Annotated in this window: 19 protein-coding genes; 13 read left to right on the top strand and 6 right to left on the bottom strand. The window is 68.1% G+C overall.

Annotated elements, in window-relative coordinates; translation table 11 throughout:
- Positions 1–99 precede the first annotated feature (99 nt).
- On the bottom strand, positions 100–1338 hold the full coding sequence (locus LC066_RS08245) for a branched-chain amino acid ABC transporter substrate-binding protein (protein WP_222477452.1): 1239 nt from the start codon (positions 1336–1338) through the stop codon (positions 100–102).
- A gap of 142 nt (positions 1339–1480) precedes the next feature.
- On the opposite strand from LC066_RS08245, the gene LC066_RS08240 reads away from it, so the two are divergent.
- The 9 genes from LC066_RS08240 (at position 1481) to LC066_RS08200 (ending at position 9390) form a co-directional block, all read left to right on the top strand.
- Positions 1481–2674, top strand: a complete 1194-nt coding sequence (locus LC066_RS08240; protein WP_224897877.1) for an acyl-CoA dehydrogenase family protein — start codon at positions 1481–1483, stop codon at positions 2672–2674.
- A 10-nt stretch (positions 2675–2684) separates the two neighbouring features.
- Complete coding sequence (locus LC066_RS08235; RefSeq protein ID WP_224897876.1) at positions 2685–3806, top strand: acyl-CoA dehydrogenase family protein; 1122 nt, start codon at positions 2685–2687, stop codon at positions 3804–3806.
- The gene (locus LC066_RS08230; protein WP_224897874.1) at positions 3806–4630 is read left to right on the top strand and encodes an SDR family NAD(P)-dependent oxidoreductase; all 825 of its coding nucleotides are present in this window, start codon (positions 3806–3808) and stop codon (positions 4628–4630) included. Before LC066_RS08235 ends, LC066_RS08230 begins: the two co-directional genes overlap by 1 nt.
- A complete protein-coding gene (locus LC066_RS08225) occupies positions 4627–5091 on the top strand; it encodes a MaoC family dehydratase (protein WP_224897872.1) in 465 nt (154 codons plus the stop codon). Before LC066_RS08230 ends, LC066_RS08225 begins: the two co-directional genes overlap by 4 nt.
- Positions 5088–6011, top strand: coding sequence for an SDR family NAD(P)-dependent oxidoreductase (locus LC066_RS08220; RefSeq protein WP_224897870.1), 924 nt, complete (start codon positions 5088–5090; stop codon positions 6009–6011). Before LC066_RS08225 ends, LC066_RS08220 begins: the two co-directional genes overlap by 4 nt.
- 69 nt (positions 6012–6080) lie before the next feature.
- Positions 6081–7283: an acetyl-CoA C-acyltransferase gene (locus tag LC066_RS08215; RefSeq protein ID WP_224897868.1), complete on the top strand. Its 1203-nt coding sequence runs from the start codon at positions 6081–6083 to the stop codon at positions 7281–7283.
- Entirely contained in the window at positions 7283–7945 is a 663-nt protein-coding gene (locus tag LC066_RS08210) for a histidine phosphatase family protein (RefSeq protein WP_224897866.1), read from the top strand. The genes LC066_RS08215 and LC066_RS08210 overlap by 1 nt, the downstream gene beginning before the upstream one ends.
- 9 nt (positions 7946–7954) lie before the next feature.
- Positions 7955–8980 carry a phosphotransferase family protein gene (locus LC066_RS08205; protein ID WP_224897864.1) on the top strand — a complete coding sequence of 342 codons (1026 nt, stop codon included), beginning with the start codon at positions 7955–7957 and terminating at the stop codon, positions 8978–8980.
- An 8-nt stretch (positions 8981–8988) separates the two neighbouring features.
- On the top strand, positions 8989–9390 hold the full coding sequence (locus LC066_RS08200; protein WP_224897862.1) for a PaaI family thioesterase: 402 nt from the start codon (positions 8989–8991) through the stop codon (positions 9388–9390).
- 202 nt (positions 9391–9592) lie between these two features.
- Here LC066_RS08200 and LC066_RS08195 read toward each other — a convergent pair whose 3' ends face one another.
- Positions 9593–10633 carry an NAD(P)/FAD-dependent oxidoreductase gene (locus LC066_RS08195; RefSeq protein ID WP_224897860.1) on the bottom strand — a complete coding sequence of 347 codons (1041 nt, stop codon included), beginning with the start codon at positions 10631–10633 and terminating at the stop codon, positions 9593–9595.
- A gap of 70 nt (positions 10634–10703) precedes the next feature.
- On the opposite strand from LC066_RS08195, the gene mnmD reads away from it, so the two are divergent.
- Together mnmD and LC066_RS08185 are read left to right on the top strand one after the other, a co-directional pair.
- Complete coding sequence (mnmD, locus tag LC066_RS08190; RefSeq protein ID WP_224897857.1) at positions 10704–11402, top strand: tRNA (5-methylaminomethyl-2-thiouridine)(34)-methyltransferase MnmD; 699 nt, start codon at positions 10704–10706, stop codon at positions 11400–11402.
- Complete coding sequence (locus LC066_RS08185) at positions 11399–12265, top strand: DMT family transporter (protein WP_224897855.1); 867 nt, start codon at positions 11399–11401, stop codon at positions 12263–12265. The genes mnmD and LC066_RS08185 overlap by 4 nt, the downstream gene beginning before the upstream one ends.
- Here LC066_RS08185 and LC066_RS21515 read toward each other — a convergent pair.
- The gene (locus LC066_RS21515; protein WP_224897853.1) at positions 12230–14233 is read right to left on the bottom strand and encodes a transglycosylase SLT domain-containing protein; all 2004 of its coding nucleotides are present in this window, start codon (positions 14231–14233) and stop codon (positions 12230–12232) included. The genes LC066_RS08185 and LC066_RS21515 overlap by 36 nt on opposite strands.
- Before the next feature lie 149 nt (positions 14234–14382).
- Here LC066_RS21515 and dapA point away from each other — a divergent pair, with 149 nt between their 5' ends.
- Both dapA and LC066_RS08170 read left to right on the top strand, forming a co-directional pair.
- Positions 14383–15270, top strand: coding sequence for a 4-hydroxy-tetrahydrodipicolinate synthase (gene dapA / locus LC066_RS08175; RefSeq protein ID WP_224897851.1), 888 nt, complete (start codon positions 14383–14385; stop codon positions 15268–15270).
- A gap of 207 nt (positions 15271–15477) precedes the next feature.
- On the top strand, positions 15478–16293 hold the full coding sequence (locus LC066_RS08170; protein ID WP_224897849.1) for a zinc-dependent peptidase: 816 nt from the start codon (positions 15478–15480) through the stop codon (positions 16291–16293).
- Here the strand turns inward: LC066_RS08170 and LC066_RS08165 are convergent.
- From LC066_RS08165 to sseA, 3 genes are all read right to left on the bottom strand, one after another.
- Positions 16290–16877: a VOC family protein gene (locus tag LC066_RS08165; RefSeq protein ID WP_224897847.1), complete on the bottom strand. Its 588-nt coding sequence runs from the start codon at positions 16875–16877 to the stop codon at positions 16290–16292. The two genes, LC066_RS08170 and LC066_RS08165, sit on opposite strands and share 4 nt — an antisense overlap.
- A gap of 113 nt (positions 16878–16990) precedes the next feature.
- The gene (locus LC066_RS08160; RefSeq protein WP_224897845.1) at positions 16991–18175 is read right to left on the bottom strand and encodes an aromatic amino acid transaminase; all 1185 of its coding nucleotides are present in this window, start codon (positions 18173–18175) and stop codon (positions 16991–16993) included.
- 7 nt (positions 18176–18182) lie between these two features.
- On the bottom strand, positions 18183–19034 hold the full coding sequence (gene sseA, locus LC066_RS08155) for a 3-mercaptopyruvate sulfurtransferase (protein WP_224897844.1): 852 nt from the start codon (positions 19032–19034) through the stop codon (positions 18183–18185).
- Between the last annotated feature and the right edge of the window lie 65 nt (positions 19035–19099).

Raw genomic sequence — 19099 nt, 5'->3', positions numbered from 1 at the left:
AGAGGTCCTGTCTTGTCCCACCCCGCCGTCCGTCGGCGGATGGGCGATGTCACGACTGGCCAGACCCTCCGTGACATCGCGGTTGCAGTGGGGAAGGGCTTAGTCGGGCCGTTCCATTTCGCAGGTGGTGGGCGTCTCCGCCGCGTCAGCCGGAATCACGCCACCCTCGACCAGGCGCCAGCCCAGGTTGGTGTTGTCGACCGGATAGGTGACATCCGCCGCAACGGTGGTGATGTAGAGCGGCTGTTGCAGCTGGTGATCCTCGGCCCGCATGGTGGCGGCGCCATAGCCGCCCTCGACCGACATCCCTTCCAGGGCATAGGCCACGGCGATGGGATCGTTGCTGCCGGCCTCCTCGGCCGCCTTGTCAAACATGTCCAGCGTCACGAAGGCGCGGTGGTAGTAGTAGTCATAGTCGGGGAACCGCTCCTTGTACTCTTCCACCAGGGCGTTCTGTTCCTCCGGGACGTCCTCCATGTTCGCCGCCAGTTCGGAGACCTGGTACAGCGTATCGATCGCCCCCTCACCCAGGGCCGCCACGGCCCCGTTCGAGCCGCCATAGAAAGTCAGGTATGGAATTTCCTGACCCGCGTCGGCGGCGGCCTTGACCAGCAGGGTCATGTCCTGACCCCAGTTGCCGGTGATCACCGCATCGGCGCCGGAGGAGATGATCTTCTGCACGTAGGGGGTGAAATCCTTCACCTTCGCCAGCGGGTGCAGCTCGTTGCCGACGATCTCGATATCCGGGCGCTTCTCGGCCAGCTGGGTCTCGGCGGCATGGGCCACGGCCTCGCCGTGCACGTAGTCCTGGCCGATCAGATAGACCTTCTTGATGTCCTCGCGCGAGGCGATCCAGTCGGTGATCCCGTTCATCTTCATGTCCGTATGGGCATCGAACCGGAAGTGCCAGAAGCTGCAGGCCTCATTGGTGAACTCGGGCGTGACCGCAGCATAGTTGAAGAATACAACCTCTTCACCGGGGTTCCGCGCGTTGTGCTTGTTCACCGCGTCGATGATTGCCGAGGCCACGGAAGAGCCGTTGCCCTGGATGATATAGCGCGCGCCCTGGTCGATCGCCTTCTGCAGCTGGACCAGCGATTCCTTCGGGCTGATCTTGTTGTCCAGGCCCAGGATCTCGATCATGTCGCCATTCACGCCACCGTCGGCGTTGATGTGCTCGGCGGCCAGGACGAAGCTCTGGTAGGCGGGTTCACCCGAAGAGGCCATGGCACCCGACAGCGGGTCGATGAAGGCCATCTTGAGGGTGTCGGCCTGCGCGGCCTGAACGGCGCACAGCGACACGGCAGCCGCAAGCGCGGCTTTCACGGTCGATTTCATAATGTTCTCCTCCCTAGATGGAAAACAGGGTATGCAGGCCCCGCTTTCCTGCCAAGGATCAAAAGACCTCGGCGGCGGCTTGTCAAGCAATGTGTGAAATTCTATTCTGCAATGCGAAAGACAAACCGTTGGGGAGGACGGTATGCTGCAGCACAGCGACGACCCGGACACGTTCCGGGCCAATATTTCCTCATGGATCGAGGCCCATTGCGCCCCCGAGCTGCGGGCGATTCCCCGCACCGATCAGCAGATCTGCTGGGGCGGCAAACGCTTCGACTTTTCCAGCGCGGCGCAGAAGGCCTGGATGCAGGCGGCGGCGGAAACCGGCCTGTCGGCCCCCCGCTGGCCGGTCGAGTACGGCGGCGCAGGCCTGTCGCGCCAGCAGGAGAAGATCTACCGCGAGGAGCTGGCGCGGCTGAACGCGCCCACGCCGCTGGAAAGCTTCGGGTTGTGGATGCTGGGCCCGGCCCTGCTGGAATTCGGAACCCATGACCAGAAGCTGCACTATCTGCCGCAGATCACCCGGGGCGAGATCCGCTGGTGCCAGGGCTATTCGGAACCGGGCGCGGGCAGCGACCTGGCCAGCGTGCAGACCCGGGCGGAGGACCGCGGCGATCACTGGGTGGTCAACGGATCGAAGATCTGGACCAGCTACGCCGATCAGGCCGACTGGATCTTCGCCCTGGTGCGCACCGACCGCGAGGCGCCCAAGCATCGCGGCATTTCCTTCATGCTGATCGACATGGAGGCCGAGGGCGTCAGCACCAAACCCATCCGCCTGATCTCCGGCGCCTCGCCCTTCTGCGAGACCTTCTTCGACAACGTCGTCGTGCCGAAGGAAGACCCGGCGGGCCTGTCGCGCATCGTGGGCGAGTTGAACCGCGGCTGGGACGTGGCCAAGCATCTGCTGACCCACGAACGCGAGATGATCGGCGGCGGCGCGCAGGGCCTGCTGGGCACCCGCTCTCTCGGCGCTTTCCTGCAGGACCTCGACGATCAGGTGCTGGCCGACCCGGTGCTGCGCAGCCGCGCGATGGAGCTGGAGGTCGACAGCCTGGCCACCGCCATGACGCTCGACCGCTACAAGGACATGGCGAAACAGGGTGGCGTCGGCCATGCCTCCGCCATGCTGAAATACGCGGGCACCGAGCTGAACAAGCGCCGCTATGAACTGCTGATGTCGGTGACCGGCAGCGACGGGCTGGACTGGGACGGGGCCCATGGCGCCCTGCCGTCCGAATGGCTGCGCACCAAGGCCAACTCGATCGAAGGCGGCACCTCGGAAGTGATGCTCGACATCCTGTCGAAACGCGTCCTCGACCTGCCCAGCCAATAGGAGATCCAAGATGACCGCTTCTCTTGTGCCCTCCGGGGACGAAGTGATGCTGCGCGACAGCGCCCGGGCCTTTCTGGCAGAGGCCAGCCCGGTCAGCGCCCTGCGCGCCAACCGCGACGGGGGCCGCCCCTATGATCCCGCCCTCTGGTCCGAGATGGTAAAGATGGGCTGGGCCGGTGTGCTGCTGCCCGAAGAGGCGGGCGGGTCCGACATGGGCCACCGCGCCGCCGGGATCCTGGCCGAGGAGATGGGAGAGGTGCTGGCCGCCTCGCCCTTCCTGTCCTCCGCCGTCATCGCCGCCACCGCCCTGCGCGCGGCGGGCAGCGCGCGGCTGGCGGGTATCGCCGAAGGCGCGACCTATGCGCTGGCCCTCGACGAGACCTCGAAATTCGCGCCCGAGCGGGCGGGCCTTCAGGCCACCCGCGCCGGGAACGGCTATCGCCTGACGGGGCGCAAGTGCTTCGTCGCCGATGGCGGCAGCGCCGACCGGGTGCTGGTGCTGGCCCGCACCGCAGGCGCCCCGGGCGAGGCAGAGGGCCTGACCCTCTTTGACCTCGACGCCAATAGCGCCGGAATCACCCGGACCGCCCGCGCCACCGTGGACAGCCGCGACCATGCCAATCTCGACTTCGACGGGGTCGAGGCCACAGGCGAGGACGTGCTGGGCGAGGCCGACAACGCCATGGCCGTGCTGGCCCCTGCCCTGCGGGCCGGTCAGGCGGGACTTTCGGCCGAGCTTCTGGGTCTGACCTCGGGCGCTTTCTGGATGACAGCAGCCTACCTGCGCGAACGCCGCCAGTTCGGCCGCACCATCGGGTCGTTCCAGGCGCTACAACACCGCGCCGCGCATCTGTGGTGCGAGATCGAGGTGACCGCCTCCGCCGTCGCCAACGCGGGCCGGGTGCTGGACGAGACGCCGGAGGAGGCCGATCTGGCCGTCTCGGTCGCCAAGGCGCGGGCCACGCGGACCGCGAAACTGGCGGTCAGCGAAGGCGTGCAGATGCATGGTGGCATCGGCATGACGGACGAGTTCGACATGGGGTTCTACATGAAACGCGCCCGGGTGGGCGCCGAATGGCTGGGCGACTACGGCTATCACGCCGCCCGCGTCGCTGCCGCAAGGGGGTTCTGATGAGCTTGAAACCATCCGATCTGAACGATCTGACCGGCAAGGTGGCGCTGGTCACCGGCGGCGCCACGGGCATCGGCCGCATGGCCGCCGAGGGGCTGGTGGCCGCGGGCGCCCGGGTGCTGATCGCGTCCCGCAAGGGCGAGGCCTGCGAGGCCGTCGCAGAGGAGCTGAACGCGCTGGACCTGCCGGGCAGCGCCGAGGGTTTCGCCGGCGACGTCGGCAGCGAGGCGGGCATCGCGGCGCTTGCCGAGGCCGTGGCCGCGCGCACCGGCCAGCTGCATATCCTGATGAACAACGCGGGCCGCACCTGGGGCGCGCCCCTGGGCGAGTTTCCCCATGATGCCTGGGGCAAGGTGCTGGATCTGAACGTCACCGGCATGTTCCAGCTGACCCAGGCCCTGTTGCCCCTGCTGGAGGCCGCAGCAACGCCCGATGACCCGGCCCGCGTGGTCAACGTGGGTTCCGTCATGGGCGAGATCCCGAAAGGTCAGGGCGCCTATTCCTACGCCACATCGAAGGCAGCGGTGCACCATATGACCCGCATCCTGGCGAATGAGCTGACGCCGCGCGGCATCACCGTCAACGCCATCGCGCCCGGCCCCTTCATGTCCAAGATGATGGCCTTCGCCATCGGTCACGAGGAAGGGCGCCGCAAGACTGCCGCCACCGTCCCCGCCGGCCGTGTGGGCCGCGAGGAAGACGTGGCGGGCGTGCTGCAATTCCTGTGCGGGCGCGGCGGCAGCTATGTCTCGGGCGCGGTGATCCCGCTGTCGGGCGGGATGCAGGTCGCCACAGCCCAGGCCGCCTTCCTGGAGGACGCATGACCGAGCTTTCACTGGAAGAATACACCGCCCTGACGGGGCAGGAGCTGGGCCTGTCGGACTGGATCGAGGTCACCCAGGCCCGGATCGACGCCTTTGCCGACTGCACCGAGGATCACCAGTATATCCACACCGACCCGGCCCGCGCCGCAGACAGCACCTTTGGCGGCACCATCGCCCATGGCTTCCTGACGCTCTCGTTGCTCTCGGCCATGACCTACCAGATGCCCAATATCACCGGCACCAGGATGGCGGTGAACTACGGCATGAACCGCGTCCGGTTCATCTCGCCCGTCCCCTCGGGCGCGCGCATCCGCGGACGGTTCCTGCTGCAAAAGGTCCACCAGATCCGCCCGGGCGAGATCCAGACCACCACCGAGGTCACGGTCGAGATCGAGGGACAGGACAAACCCGCGCTGGTCGCCGAATGGCTGGGGCGGAGATATTTCGGAGAAACTTCATGAGCATTTCCTTTGCGGGCCGCGTGGCCATCGTCACCGGTGCAGGCGTGGGCCTGGGCCGCAGCCACGCCCTGGGCCTCGCCGCACGCGGCGCCAAGGTTGTGGTGAACGATCTGGGCGTGGCCACCGACGGCACCGGCCAAAGCTCGGCCGAGGCGGAGGCCGTGGTCGAAGAGATCCGCGCAGCCGGGGGCGAGGCCATGGCCCATGGCGCCAACGTGACCGATGCCGCCCAGGTGCAGGACATGGTGGATCAGGCCGTGGCCCAGTGGGGCAAGGTCAACATCCTCGTCTGCAACGCGGGCATCCTGCGCGACAAGACCTTCACCAAGATGGAGCTGGACGACTTCGCCAAGGTGGTCGATGTTCACCTGATGGGATCCGTGGTGCCGACCAAGGCGCTGTGGGACCACTTCCGCGAACAGAATTACGGGCGCATCGTCTATACCACCTCTGCCTCGGGGCTTTACGGGAACTTCGGCCAGTCGAACTATGGCGCGGCCAAGGCGGCGCTGGTCGGGCTGATGAACGTGCTGACCCAAGAAGGGGCCAAGTACAACATCCGCGCCAACCTGCTGGCCCCCACGGCGGCCACCCGGATGACCGAAGGCCTGCTGCCGCAGCAGGTGCTGGACCTGCTGCGCCCCGAGACCATCACCCCGGGCCTTCTGACCCTGCTGCACGAGGACGCCCCCAGCCGGATGATCCTGGGCGCGGGCGGCGGCTGTTTCACCGAAACCCGCATCTATGAGACCCCCGGCGCGGCCTTTGCCGACGACGAGCTGGACCCCGACACGATCGCCGCCCGGATGGAGGAGATCCGCGCGGAAGAAGGCCAGGAGGTCATGCCGGGCGCCTTCGCCCAGACGCGCAAATATGCCGCCATGGCGGCCAAGCTGCGCGGCATCGACCTACCCGACTAACCCACGAACGACAGGCGCGGCCCAGGGGCCGTGCCCACCCCAAAACCGTCTCAGGGAGGAGACCCAACCATGCGTGACGCCGTCATCGTCTCGACCGCCCGCACCCCGATCGGCAAGGCCTTTCGCGGTGCCTTCAACAACACCCAGGCGCAGGAGCTGATCGGCCATGCCGTCCGCCACGCTGTGGACCGCGCCGGTCTGGAAGGCCCCGAGGTGCAGGACTGCGTCGTCGGCTGCGCCATCCAGCAAGGCTCCACGGGGGGCAACATCGGCCGCCAGGCGGTGATCCGGGCGGGTCTGCCGACCTCGGTCGCGGGCTTTTCCATGGACCGGCAGTGCGCATCGGGCATGATGGCCATCGCCACGGCGGCCAAGCAGATCATCACCGACGGGATGCAGGTGGCCATCGGGGGCGGGGTCGAATCGATCTCTCTGGTGCAGAACCAGAACATGCGCACCGACCGCGCCCGCGATCCCTGGATCATGGAACACCGCCCCGACATCTACATGACCATGCTGGAAACCGCCGAGATCGTGGCCGACCGCTACGGCGTCACCCGCGAAGACCAGGACGCCTATTCCCTGCGGTCCCAGCAACGCACCGCCGCCGCCCAAGAGGCGGGCAAGTTCGACGATGAAATCGTGCCCCTGACCACCACCATGGGCGTCATGGACAAGGAGACGAAAGAGGTCTCCTTCCACGAGGTGACCCTGGCCAAGGACGAGGGCAACCGACCCTCGACCACGCTGGAGGGGCTGCAATCGCTCTCGCCGGTCTTCAAGGATGGGCAGAAGGTGAAAGAGGGCAAGTTCATCACCGCCGGCAATGCCTCGCAGCTGTCCGATGGCGCCTCTGCTTCGGTGCTGATGGAGGCGAAGGAGGCCGAGAAGCGCGGGCTGCAACCGCTGGGCCGCTACATCGGCGTCATGGCCGCCGGTCTCGATCCCGAGGAGATGGGCATCGGCCCGATCCATGCGGTGCCGAAACTGCTGGCAGCCCACGGGCTGACCATGGACGACATCGGGCTGTGGGAGCTGAACGAGGCCTTCGCCTGCCAGGTGCTGCATTCGGCGCGCGTTCTGGGCATCCCGGACGAGATCCTGAACGTCAACGGCGGCGCCATTTCCGTGGGTCACCCCTACGGCATGTCCGGCGCCCGCATGGTCGGCCACGCCCTGATCGAGGGCAAGCGCCGCGGCGCCCGCTACGTGGTCTGCACCATGTGCGTGGGTGGCGGCATGGGCGCGGCTGGCCTCTTCGAAGTTCTGTGATGGGCACGCTCTACCTGATCCGGCATGGCCAGGCCTCCTTCGGCGCGGCGGATTACGACGTGCTGTCGGAGGTGGGCCATGCCCAGTCCCGCGCCCTGGGCCGCTGGTTCGCCGCCCAGGGCATCCGGCCCGACAGGGCCGCCCATGGCGGGCTGAAGCGCCAGCGCGACACGCTTTCGGGCGTGCTGGAGGGGGTCGAGGCCGCGCCGGAGCCCGAGGTGCACCCCGGCCTGTCGGAGTTTGACTTCAAGGCCCTGCTCGATGCGCGCTTCGCCAGGGGCGGCGCGCCCGAACATATGCACGACGACCGCCGCAGCCATTTCCGTACCCTGCGTGACACCGTTCTGATGTGGCAGCGGGACGAGGTGGAAAACCCGCCCGAACCCTGGGCCGATTTCGCCGCCCGGGTCGAAGCCGCCCGCGCCCACCTGATGCGCGACGGCGCCGAGACGGTCTTTGCCGTCTCCTCCGGCGGGGCCATCAGCCAGATGATCGCCGCCACCCTCGGCGCCCCCGGCCAGGCCCAGATCGAGCTGCAATTGCAGACCCGCAACTGTGCCGTGGCCCGCTTCGTCTTCTCCCCGCGCCGCCATTTCCTGAACGGCTTCAACGAGACGCCCTTCCTCGCCAGCCCCGCTGACCCGCTGCTGACCTATTCCTAGGAGGCCCCGATGACGACCCAGACCCTCGACCTTGCCGCCGTCGAACGCTGGCTGAAAGACAGGCTGCCCGGCTTCAAAGGCCCGCTGGAGGCGGAGAAGTTCGCCGTGGGCCAGTCGAACCCCACCTTCCGCCTGACCACCCCGACGAAAAACTACGTGCTGCGTCGCAAGCCACCGGGCGTGCTGTTGAAGTCCGCCCATGCGGTGGACCGCGAGTTCCGCGTGCAAAAGGCCCTGGCTGACACGGATGTGCCGGTGGCGAAGATGCATCTGCTTTGTGAAGACGACAGCGTCATCGGCTCGGCCTTCTACGTGATGGACGAGGTCCAGGGGCGGCATTTCAACCTGCCCGACCTGCCGGAGCTGGCCCGAGAGGACCGCCGCCCCGTGCAGGCCGAGATGTCGCGCGTGTTGGCCGCGATCCACGGGGTGGATCTGCAGGCCACGGGCCTCGACGACTATGGCCCTGCGGGCAACTACTACCGCCGCCAGATCGACCGCTGGACGAAGCAGTACCGCGCCGCCGAGACCGAGGCACGGCCCGACATGGACGCGCTGATCGCCTGGCTCGACGCCAACATCCCGCCCGACGACGGCATGCGTACCCTTGTGCATGGGGACTACCGGATCGACAACATGCTGTTCGAACAAGGCAGCCCCCGCATCGCCGCCGTGCTGGACTGGGAGCTGTCCACGACCGGCCACCCCTATGCGGATGTGGCCGCGGTCATCATGCAATGGTCCATGCCGCAGGGGCCGGACGGGCGCGGACTGGCCGGTGTCGACCGCCGCGCGGCGGGGCTGATGGAGGATGAGGAATTCCTGACCGACTACTGCGCCCGCGCCGGGCTGCCCGGGATCGAGGGGTTCGGTTTCTACCTGGCCTTCACCTTCTTCCGCATGGCTGGCATCATCCAGGGTGTCTACAAGCGCGCGCTGGACGGCAACGCGTCGAACCCGGAACGCGGCCGCCAGATGGGCGCGCTGGTGCCCCGGTTCGCCGCCGCCGGCCTGGAGGCCGCGAAAACCGTCTGAGAGGTACCATGGACCCGAACCTGGTCGAAGACCCCTACGCCCTGCAACGCCACCTCGGCTTCTACATCACCGACTGGCGCGAGGATTACGCCCGTTTCGAACTGCCGATGGAAGACTTCCTGATGAACCGCTACGGCATCCTGCATGGCGGCGTGCATTCGATGATGTGCGACACCGCCATGGGCTTCGCCGGCTGCTACACCGGCGATCCCGAGGAGAAGCGGCTGGCGATGACGCTGAACCTCAGCGTGAACTTCCTCGGCCAGATGAAGGGCAAGACGCTGATTGCAGAAGGGTTCCGAACGGGGGGCGGCTCGAAGACCTTCTTCGCCGAGGCGAAGATCAGCGACGAGTTGGGGACGCTGGCGGCCACCGGCACCGGCGTCTTCCGCGTCCGTCAGGGCGGCTGAGCTGGGTTTCGGCCCTTTCGGGCCGACGCCTCCGGCGGGAGTATTTCCAACAAGGTGAAGATGGGAACAGTCCTTGCCCCAGAGTGGCCGACTTTGGCAAGGGGCGGGTCCCGCCCGTGGCCAAAGTCGGCCACATCCGTCCGTGCGGGAGGCCCCCTTGTCTTCACCTCGTTCCAAATACTCAGATGGCAGCGCACCCTCCTCAGAACAGCGCTTCGGCGCGGAATCCCTCGGGGATCGCGTCGATGCCCTCCAGCACCAGGTCGGCCATCACCGCGCCCACATTGGGGCCCATGCCGAAGCCAATCTTGAAGCCGCCATTGGCGATGTAATGCCCCGGCCGCCCCGGCCAGGCGCCCAGCATCGGCGCGCGGGACCGGGCGCGCGGGCGCAGCCCCGCCCAGCGGTCGATCACATCCGCCTCGCGCAGGACCGGTACGGCCGCACGCGCCGCCTCGATCACTGCGTCGAGTTGATCATCGGTGCCGAGCCCCTCGAACTCCCGCTCCGAGGTCGAGCCCACGGCGACGGTGCCGTCCGCATGGGGCACCACGTGGACGCCCCCGGCGAAGACCTGCGGCACAGCCCCCGCATCAAAGCGCAGCAGCGCCGCCTGGCCCTTGATCGGCACGCCCACCTGGCGGCCCGCTTCGCGACTCATGTCCTCCAGCCCGGCGGCGCCGGTGGCCCAGATCACCGCGCCTTCGTCCGCGGCCTCGGCCACCACCTCGACCCCGCGCGTGGTGAGGGCGGCCACCAGGGCGGCACAGGCGCGGCGGGGGTGCATGCGGGCGGTCAGCGTGTCGTGGACCAGAAGCCCCGTGGGGCTGGCGGGTTCAAAGGCGGCGCCGGTCACGGCGATAACCTGCCAGCTGGCCCGCCCCTGCCAAAGCTCTGCCGCCGTCGCCTCGCGCCCGCGCGCCAGGGCGATCGCCGCCTCATCCGCCAGGGGCTGCAACCGGCCCGACCGTGCATAGCCCGCCGTCACGCCGCCCGTCGCCTCGACCTCGGCCCAGAACGCCTCGGCCATCAGCAGGCTGTCGAGCTGGAAGGCCTTCTTGTCGTTCCAGTTCTCCGGCACATGGGGCGCCAGCGCGCCCACCACGCCACCCGAGGACCCGGCCCCGGGCCCGAAGGGATCGACCACGCGCACCCGCGCGCCGCGCTGCACGCAGGCCCAGGCGCAGCTGAGGCCGAAGATCCCCGCACCGCGCACGGTCACGTCCACGCTGCCGCCTGCCATTCCCCCGCTTGCCAATTCCCGGCCTCCGTTCCATCTTGCCGCTGATTTGCCCTTCCTAGAGGATCGCCCCATGCAGGGCCAGAGACCCGCGCTGGCGTGGAAAGAGGGCGACGTGCCCGTCGCCACCCGCTTCGACGACCCCTATTTCAGCCTCGGCAACGGGCTGGCCGAAACCGGCCATGTCTTCCTGGCCGGCAACGACCTGCCCGCGCGGTTCGGCGCCGGGTTCCGCGTGGCCGAGCTGGGCTTCGGCACCGGGCTGAACCTGCTGGCGGTGTGGAAGCTGTGGCGCGACACAGGGCAGAGCGGCCCCCTTCATTTCACCACCTTCGAGGCCTACCCGATGGAGGCCGCCGACATGGCCCGCGCTCAGGCGGCCTTTCCGGAGATCGCGGAGCTGGCTGCGGAGCTGGCGCCGCACCTGGGCAAGACGGCCTTCACCCTGCCCGATCTGACCTTCGAGATGATCGTGGGCGACGCGCGCGACACCCTGCCCACCTGGGACGGTCGGGCGGACGCCTGGTTTCTCGACGGCTTCGCGCCTGCGAAGAACCCCGAGCTTTGGGGCGAGGACCTGATGCAGGCGGTGCATGATCACACCGCCCCGGGCGGCACGGCGGCGACCTATACGGCGGCGGGCCACGTGCGGCGCGCCCTGGCGGCGGCCGGGTTCGAGGTGACGCGCGCCCCCGGCTTCGGACGCAAGCGGCACATGACCCGGGCGCAGCGGCCCGACACGGATGCAGGCACAGAAGGACAAGAGGCATGAGCGACCAGAACACCCGGCGCGGCATCTGGCTGATGATCCTGACGACCTTCATCTTCGCCGCCCAGGATGCGCTGTCGCGGCATCTGGCGGGAACCTACAACACCTGGATGGTGGTGATGATCCGCTACTGGTTCTTTGCCGCCTTCGTCATCCTGCTGGCCACGCGCAAGGCCGGCGGCGTGCGCGCCGCCGCCGCCACCACGCAGCCGGTGCTGCAGATCATCCGCGGTGTCCTGCTGGCGCTGGAGGTCTGCGTGATGGTCGTCGCCTTCACCCACCTCGGGCTGATCGAGACCCAGGCCGTGTTCATTTCCTACCCGCTGCTGATCGCCGCCCTGTCGGGGCCTGTGCTGGGGGAAAAGGTGGGCTGGCGGCGCTGGTCGGCCATCGCCGTGGGCTTCGCCGGGGTCATGGTGATCCTGCAGCCTGGCATGGCCGTCTTCGCCCCCGCCGCCATCCTGCCGCTGATCGCCGCCGGCATGTTCGCCACCTACAGCCTGCTGAACCGCTACGTGGCCCGGCGCGACAGCTCGGCCACGTCGTTCTTCTGGACCGGCGCCGTCGGCTGCATCGTGATGACCCTGCTGGGCGCCTGGTGGTGGGAACCGATGACGGCGCCGGACTGGGGCTGGATGGCCCTGCTCTGCATCACCGGCGCCTCGGGCCACTACCTGCTGATCCGCGTCTACGAACTGGCCGAGGCCAGCGCGGTGCAGCCCTTCGCCTATTTCCAGCTGGGGTTCGGCGCGCTGATCGCCATTCCGATCTTCGGCGAGACGATCCGGCCCAACGTCGCGCTCGGCGCCGCCATCGTCATCGCCGCCGGCCTATTCACCCTGTGGCGCGAGCGGCATCAGGGTTGATCCCTGAAGCTCGGCCGTGAAGGGGATGGGCAGCGGATCGCGCCCCAGCCGGGCCCGGTAGACCGGAAGGCTTTCGGCCACTCGCTGCACGTAATTGCGGGTCTCGCGGTAGGGGATCGTCTCGATCCAGTCGACGATGTCGATGTCGGGATTGCGCGGGTCGCCGTAATCCTCGATCCAGGCGCGGGAACGGTGCGGCCCGGCGTTGTAGCCGATCGACATCAGCACGACATTGCCCCAGAACTCCTCGCTCAGCTCGGCCAGGTAGGCGCCGCCCAGGGTGGCGTTATGGCGCCAGTCCCCGGTCAGCCAGGCGGGATCATGGGCGATCTCCAGCCCGTTGGCGACATGGGTCGCAGTGCCCGGCATCAGCTGCATCAGCCCCGCCGCGCCGACCGGAGAGCGGACGGTGGGGTCGAACTCGCTTTCGCGCCGGGCGATGGACAGGGACATTTCCGGGGCGATCGGCAGGGGCATCTCGGCCAGCGGGTGCAGCGGATAGTAGGCGCGCGGCAGGATGACGTTTTCCTGAGCCGCCAGCTTGCCGAGGCGGACAGCCAGGTGTGCCTCGCCGCGCGCCTCCAGCAGGGCCGACAGACGTCCCAGGTCGTCGGGGCCGAGGCTTTCGGCCCAGTGCATCAGGAAATACTCCCCCGTCGCCGGCTGGCCCGAGGCGGTCAGCAGCATGGCCGCCTGGCGCAGCTCTGCCGTTTCGACGGCACTGCCACGCCACTCGGGCGGCGCCTGGGTGCCGGCCAGGCTGGCGTCGAAGGGCACGCCCGCCTTCTCGGCGGACAGCAGGCCATAGTAGGTCGTCTGCAGCTGCGCGCCGGCCTCATAGGCCACCTGCGCCTTGGCGCTGTCACCCAGGGCCTCTTGCGCGCGGCCGATCCAGTACCAGGCCCGCCCGCGCGAGATGGCGCCGTCGACGCCCTTTTCCAGCGCACTGAAATGTTCCAGCGCGGTCGCCGGATCCTCCAGCCACCTCAGCGCGATATAGCCCGACAGCCATTCCAGGTCGGCAAAGGTGCCGCCGCCAGACAGTTGGTGGTGGGCCGCCAGCACATAGGCCTCCTGGGGCTTGTCATCGTCGAAGAGCGTCAGCCGCGCCCAGAGGCGGCGTTCGGGGCCCCAAAGCTCCGGCCGGCCCAGCCCGCCGGGCACCTCGCTCTGCGCCAGCAGGATCTCGCGGGCGGCGTCATCGCGCCCCGCGGCCAGCTCCCCGCGAAAGCGCGCGTAGGCCAGCGCCGGATCGTCGCGGGCAGCGCGGGGCAGATCCGCGATGGCCTCGGCGGCCTCCGGCGCGCCCGACCGGGCCAGGCGGCGGGCCTCCGACAGGGCGGCCTCGGCTCCGGACAGATGGGCGGCCATGCGTTTCTGATCGTCCGGGGCGCCGGCCCAGAACATCGCCTCGGCGCGCTCCGCATGGTGCGGGGCCAGAACCGAACCGAACTCGGCGAGGTAGGTTTCCTCCAGCGAGGCGGGCATGGGCATCTCGCGCCAGGCGCGCAGCACCTGCGCCTCCGCGCCCGCGCTGTCGCCCCCGGCGGCCAGGGCGCGGGCGTAGATCACGGCGCCTTCCGGCGTCTGCGGCGGGTGGCCATCGAAGAAGGCACGCACCTGCGCGGCGGAGGCCCCGGCGAAGGCCGGTTCGCTCTGCCGTCGCATCAGGTCCAGCCCGGGCCAGTCGGGATGGGCCGCGAGGAAGACCAGCACGTCGGCCGGGGTGCCTTCGCCGGCCCGCAGGCGGGCCCACTCCACGATTTCCTGGGCCACCGGCCCGTCGCGTTTCGCCACCTCCGCCGCGCGGTCCCAGTCGCCCCGGGCGATGGCCCGGAACGCCCAGGCCAAGGGACGCGGCATCATGCGCGAGGGTTCGCCGTCGCCGGTGGCCTGGGTTGCCGCAGCCCCGCCGAGAGGCGCCATAAGCGCCGTGCAAAGGGCGAAAACCGCCGGAAATCGTCTCACTCTCACTTGTTTTGGCCCCGTTCCGAAGGTATGCGACCACGACGATAATGCGCCGTCTCTGTCTCTCAACTCACATATCCGGCAGAGCGGTTTCACCCACCGGGTCCGCGCGGTTTTCCGCCACCCGCCACTTTTAGAAGGAGCGTGTCATGTTCAAAGGGTCGATTCCCGCCCTGGTCACGCCGTTCAAGGACGGCGAGCTGGATCTGGTGACGCTCAAGAAACTCGTGGACTGGCATGTGGCCCAGGGCTCGAACGGGATCGTGCCGGTCGGCACCACCGGCGAATCGCCCACCCTGTCGCTGCGCGAGCATGAGATCGTGGTGGAAGAGGTGGTGAAATACGCCGCCGGCCGCATTCCGGTGATCGCCGGCGCGGGCGCCAACAACACCAAGGAAGGCGTGCGCCTGATCTCCCACGCGGCCGAAGTGGGCGCTGATGCCGCCCTGGTGGTGACGCCCTATTACAACAAGCCGACCCAGGCGGGCCTGATCGCGCATTACACCGCGATGCACGACGCCGCCGATCTGCCGATCGTTATCTACAACATTCCCGGCCGGTCGGTGATCGACATGCTGCCCACGACCATGGCCGAGCTGGCCAAGCTGGAGCGCATCGTCGGCGTCAAGGATGCCACCGGCAAGCTGGAGCGTGTGGCCTTCACCCGCATGCTTTGCGGGGCCGACTTCTGCCAGCTGTCGGGCGAGGATGCGACCGCCGTCGGTTTCAACGCCATGGGCGGCGTCGGCTGCATCTCGGTCACCGCCAACGTGGCGCCGAAGCTCTGCGCGGAAATGCAGGCGGCAACGCTCGCGGGCGACTACGCCAAGGCTCTGGAATACCAGGACCTGCTGCTGCCCCTGCATGAGGCGATCTTCATCGAGCCGGGCGTCTCGGGCGCCAAGTTCGCCATGTCCGAGCTGGGCCTGTGTTCCCCGGAGGTGCGCCTGCCCCTGCTGGAGCCCTCGGAGCCGGTGAAGGAAAAGATCCGCGCCGCCATGCAGCACGCCGGTCTCTACGAGACCGCCGCCGCCTGAGCGCGGCACGCGACTTGATCCAGAGGCCGTCCTTAGGGGCGGCCTTTTGCGTTTCGGCCCCCGTCTGCGCGAGCCGACCCGGACGGGTCCGTGGTGTTTGAGTATTTTTGGCTATCGGATGGGAGGGGCGTGCCGCGCAGCCCTGCGTGGATCTTTGTCTTTCGCCCGCTGGGTGACTAGGTAGGAGAGACAATTTCCGAGGACCCCATGATCGAGTTCCTGCTTGTCGTCCTGATCCTTGTCGCGGCCCTTGTGGGCGTGCTGGCCCTGCGTCGCCGAGCCCGGCAGACCCGACGCGACGCCGGGCTGACCGAGGCACAGCGCGCCATCGTCGCCGAGGAGGTGCCCCTGTCGCGCGCCCTGCCCGCCGAGGTCCGCCCCGCCTTCGAGGCGCGGATGGTCGATTTCCTCGATCAGGTGGAATTCACCGGCTGCAACGGGCTGGAGGTGACGGATGCCATGCGCCTGTCCATCGCCGCCCAGGCCTGCCTGCTGATCGCCAATTCCGGCGCCTGGTACGAGACCCTGCGCAGCGTGCTGGTCTACCCCGACGCCTTCCGGTCGAAGATGAAGGACCACGACGGCTACGTGGTGACGGAACGCGAGACGGTGCGCAGCGGCGAAAGCTGGGCGCGCGGTCCGGTGGTCCTGTCCTGGGCCGATGCGCAACAGGGGGCGGAGGCCCCGCACGACGGTCACAACGTGGTTTTCCACGAGTTCGCGCATCAGTTGGACGACCTGTCGGGCGCCACCGACGGCATGCCGGACCTGGCCCCGGGCCAGAGCCATGCCGAATGGCGTCATGTCTTCGACGAAGCCTACGCCCAGCACCTCTACCGGGTGGAAAACCACCGCCACACGCTGTTCGACCCCTACGGCGCCGAGGGCCCGCAGGAGTTCTTTGCCGTGGCGGTCGAGGCCTTCTTCGAGACCCCACACCGCGTCCGCGACCACGCGCCGGAGCTCTATGGCCAGCTGGCGCGGTTCTTCGCGCTGGACCCGGCCAGCTGGCGACAGCCCTAGCGCCGGTAGGGATCGGCGGGCGCGCGGCTGTCGGACAGGGTGCCGGTGCGGCGTTCCACGATCAGCTCGATCGCATCGGCCAGGTGCTCTTCGGCGATGTTGTAATCGCCACGCGCCACGCGGATGCGGTGCGCCTCCAGCAGAACCTCGGCATGGGTCGATCCCTCGGGCGGGAAGAACTTGTAGCTGGCCAGTTCGATCAGCAGACCCAGCGGATCCTTGAAATAGATCGAATCCATGAAGCCGCGGTCCTTCACCCCCGAATGCTTGATCCCGCGCTCATCAAGCCGCGTCACGGCCTGGGCGAAACTCGCCGCCGAGACATTGAAGGCCAGGTGATGCACGCAGCCGGGGTCCATCGGCGTCCGGTCATGCACCGGCCCGCGGTCCTCGTTGGTGAAGATGGTGATCAGCCGCCCGTCGCCGGGGTCGAAGTAGAGATGCCCCTGGTTCGGGTCATCCAGGTTGGGCTGATCGAAGACGAAGGGCATGCCCAGCACCCCTTCCCAGAAGTCGATGCTGGTCTGCCGGTCGGCTCCGGTGAGGGTGATGTGGTGCACCCCCTGAACCTGAAGTTTGCGCATGGCCGTCTCCTCCGCTTGGTCTGCGGAAGATCGTCGGCCAGACGCGGGTTCTGGTCAACGCAGCGGGTCCACAGTCACCTGCGAACCCGCGCACCATTTCCCGGACGGCCGGCTCAGATGCCGGCGTCGACGATGGCCTTGGCCAGGATCGGCACGGTCTTGGTATTCAGACCGGCGATGTTCATGCGGCTGTCGCCGACCATGTAGATCCCGCTCTCGTCGCGCATCTTCTCGACCTCTTCGGTCGAGCAGCCCAGGCGCGAGAACATGCCGCGGTGCTCGGCCAGGAAGGCGAACCGGTCGGAGTTGGTCAGCCGCGCCAGTTCGGCCGCCAGCTGCTTGCGCAGCTCCAGCATGCCCAGGCGGACTTCTTCCAGCTCTTCCTTCCACATCGCCGTCAGTTCTTCGTCATGCAGGATGGTGGCGACGATGCGGGCGCCGTGATCCGGCGGGAAGGAATAGTTCTGGCGGTTCAGGTAGGCCAGGGTGCCCTGGTTGACCTTTGTCTTGCCCCCGTCCTTGGACACGGCCATCAGCAGGCCGGTGCGTTCGCGGTAGATGCCGAAGTTCTTCGAGCAGGACGCGGCGATCAGCAGCTCGGGCACGTTGGCGGCCACGTAACGGGTCGCGGCAGCATCCTCGTCCAGACCATCACCGAAGCCCTGGTAGGCGATGTCGATCATCGGCAGCGCCTCGATGGCGTTCAGCGTCTCGACGACCTTCTTCCACTGCTCCAGCGTCAGGTTGGCGCCGGTCGGGTTGTGGCAGCAGCCGTGCAGCAGCACCACGTCGCCCGGACGCGCCGCCTGCAGATCCTCGATCATGCCATCGAAGTTGATGCCACCGGTGGTGCTGTCGAAGTAGCGGTAGGGCACGGTCTCGATGCCGAGGTACTTCAGGATCGACAGGTGGTTCGGCCAGGTCGGATCCGACACGAAGACGCGGGCGCCGGGGTTGGCCATCTTGATCATCTCGAAGGCCTGGCGCACGGCGCCGGTGCCGCCGGGGGTGGTCACGCCGGCGACCTGCTCGGGCGCAACGGCATCGGCCAGCACCAGCTTGCGGATCGCCTCGATGAACAGCGGCTCACCGGCCAGGCCGGTGTAGCTTTTCGAAGTCTGCTCTTCCCAGATGCGCTTCTCCGCGGCCTTCACCGCACGCATCACCGGGGTCACGCCCTCAGCGTTCTTGTAGACACCGACGCCCAGGTCGACCTTCTGCTCGCGCGGGTCGGCGCGATACATTTCCATCAGGGCCAGGATCTTGTCGGCGGGTTGTTCCTTGAGGTTCTCGAACATTTCTCTCTCACTCTCCGGTGGCCACGGGCAGGGTGGGGAAGGCCCCCCACTCGGTCCAGGAGCCGTCGTAAACTGCATGGTCCGTCTTGCCGATCCGTTCCAGCGCCAGGGCCAGGACGCAGGCCGTCACGCCCGATCCGCAGGAGGCGATGACCGGCTTCTTCAGATCGACGCCAGCGCCTTCGAAGACACCGCGGATGCCCGCCGGGTCCTTCATCGTCTTATCGTCGTTCAGCAGGGCGGTATAGGGCACGTTCTTCGCCCCGGGGATGTGCCCCGAGCGCAGGCCGGCGCGCGGTTCGGCCACTTCGCCGCGGAACCGTTCGGCAGCGCGGGCATCGACGATCTCGTAGTCGCCCAGCTTGGCGGCGGCGCTGACCTGGGTCACGTCCTTCACCATCTGGTTCTGGCGGCGCACGGTCATGTGGCGATCGCGGATCACCGGGTCCATGTCCTCGACCTCGCGGCCCTCGGCGACCCACTTGGGCAGGCCGCCGTCCAGCACGGCAATGTCGAACTGGCCCATCAGGCGGAAGGTCCACCAGACACGCGCGGCGGAGAACAGGCCCTGGCTGTCATAGACCACCACCTGGTGGCCATCGCCCACGCCCATGGCCCGCATGCGCGACATGAACTTCTCCACCGTCGGCACCATATGCGGCAATTCCGAACGCTGATCGCTGATCTCGTCGATGTCGAAGAAGCGGGCGCCGGGGATATGCGCGGCCCCGTACTCGGCCCGCGCGTCACGATCGGTGCCGGGCAGGAACAGGCTGGCGTCGAGGATCCGCAGGTCGGGATCCTTCAGGTGATCGGCCAGCCAGTCGGTGGAAACCAGTATCCGCGGGTCGTCCTGCATGATGCGCCTCTCCGATGAAAACCGCCGATTCCCTAGCCCCCCTGCCCGCACAAGGCAAGGGAAAG

Origin of the sequence: Pseudooceanicola marinus (assembly GCF_020177265.1) — a bacterium.
In the GTDB taxonomy this organism is placed as follows: domain Bacteria; phylum Pseudomonadota; class Alphaproteobacteria; order Rhodobacterales; family Rhodobacteraceae; genus Pseudooceanicola; species Pseudooceanicola marinus_A.
Note: the sequence above shows the minus strand (reverse complement) of the source record. Positions and strands in the feature narration are given on the sequence as shown.

Excerpts from the sequence above, each read along its gene's own strand:
- dapA (WP_224897851.1), top strand. The coding sequence starts at position 14,383 with ATGTTCAAAGGGTCGATTCCCGCCCTGGTCACGCCGTTCAAGGACGGC.
- LC066_RS08160 (WP_224897845.1), bottom strand. The coding sequence starts at position 18,175 with ATGTTCGAGAACCTCAAGGAACAACCCGCCGACAAGATCCTGGCCCTG.
- LC066_RS08220 (WP_224897870.1), top strand. The coding sequence starts at position 5,088 with ATGAGCATTTCCTTTGCGGGCCGCGTGGCCATCGTCACCGGTGCAGGC.
- LC066_RS08195 (WP_224897860.1), bottom strand. The coding sequence starts at position 10,633 with ATGGCAGGCGGCAGCGTGGACGTGACCGTGCGCGGTGCGGGGATCTTC.
- LC066_RS08205 (WP_224897864.1), top strand. The coding sequence starts at position 7,955 with ATGACGACCCAGACCCTCGACCTTGCCGCCGTCGAACGCTGGCTGAAA.
- LC066_RS08240 (WP_224897877.1), top strand. The coding sequence starts at position 1,481 with ATGCTGCAGCACAGCGACGACCCGGACACGTTCCGGGCCAATATTTCC.
- LC066_RS08230 (WP_224897874.1), top strand. The coding sequence starts at position 3,806 with ATGAGCTTGAAACCATCCGATCTGAACGATCTGACCGGCAAGGTGGCG.
- mnmD (WP_224897857.1), top strand. The coding sequence starts at position 10,704 with ATGCAGGGCCAGAGACCCGCGCTGGCGTGGAAAGAGGGCGACGTGCCC.
- LC066_RS08235 (WP_224897876.1), top strand. The coding sequence starts at position 2,685 with ATGACCGCTTCTCTTGTGCCCTCCGGGGACGAAGTGATGCTGCGCGAC.
- LC066_RS08225 (WP_224897872.1), top strand. The coding sequence starts at position 4,627 with ATGACCGAGCTTTCACTGGAAGAATACACCGCCCTGACGGGGCAGGAG.
- LC066_RS08170 (WP_224897849.1), top strand. The coding sequence starts at position 15,478 with ATGATCGAGTTCCTGCTTGTCGTCCTGATCCTTGTCGCGGCCCTTGTG.
- LC066_RS08215 (WP_224897868.1), top strand. The coding sequence starts at position 6,081 with ATGCGTGACGCCGTCATCGTCTCGACCGCCCGCACCCCGATCGGCAAG.
- LC066_RS08185 (WP_224897855.1), top strand. The coding sequence starts at position 11,399 with ATGAGCGACCAGAACACCCGGCGCGGCATCTGGCTGATGATCCTGACG.
- LC066_RS08210 (WP_224897866.1), top strand. The coding sequence starts at position 7,283 with ATGGGCACGCTCTACCTGATCCGGCATGGCCAGGCCTCCTTCGGCGCG.
- LC066_RS08200 (WP_224897862.1), top strand. The coding sequence starts at position 8,989 with ATGGACCCGAACCTGGTCGAAGACCCCTACGCCCTGCAACGCCACCTC.
- sseA (WP_224897844.1), bottom strand. The coding sequence starts at position 19,034 with ATGCAGGACGACCCGCGGATACTGGTTTCCACCGACTGGCTGGCCGAT.
- LC066_RS08245 (WP_222477452.1), bottom strand. The coding sequence starts at position 1,338 with ATGAAATCGACCGTGAAAGCCGCGCTTGCGGCTGCCGTGTCGCTGTGC.
- LC066_RS08165 (WP_224897847.1), bottom strand. The coding sequence starts at position 16,877 with ATGCGCAAACTTCAGGTTCAGGGGGTGCACCACATCACCCTCACCGGA.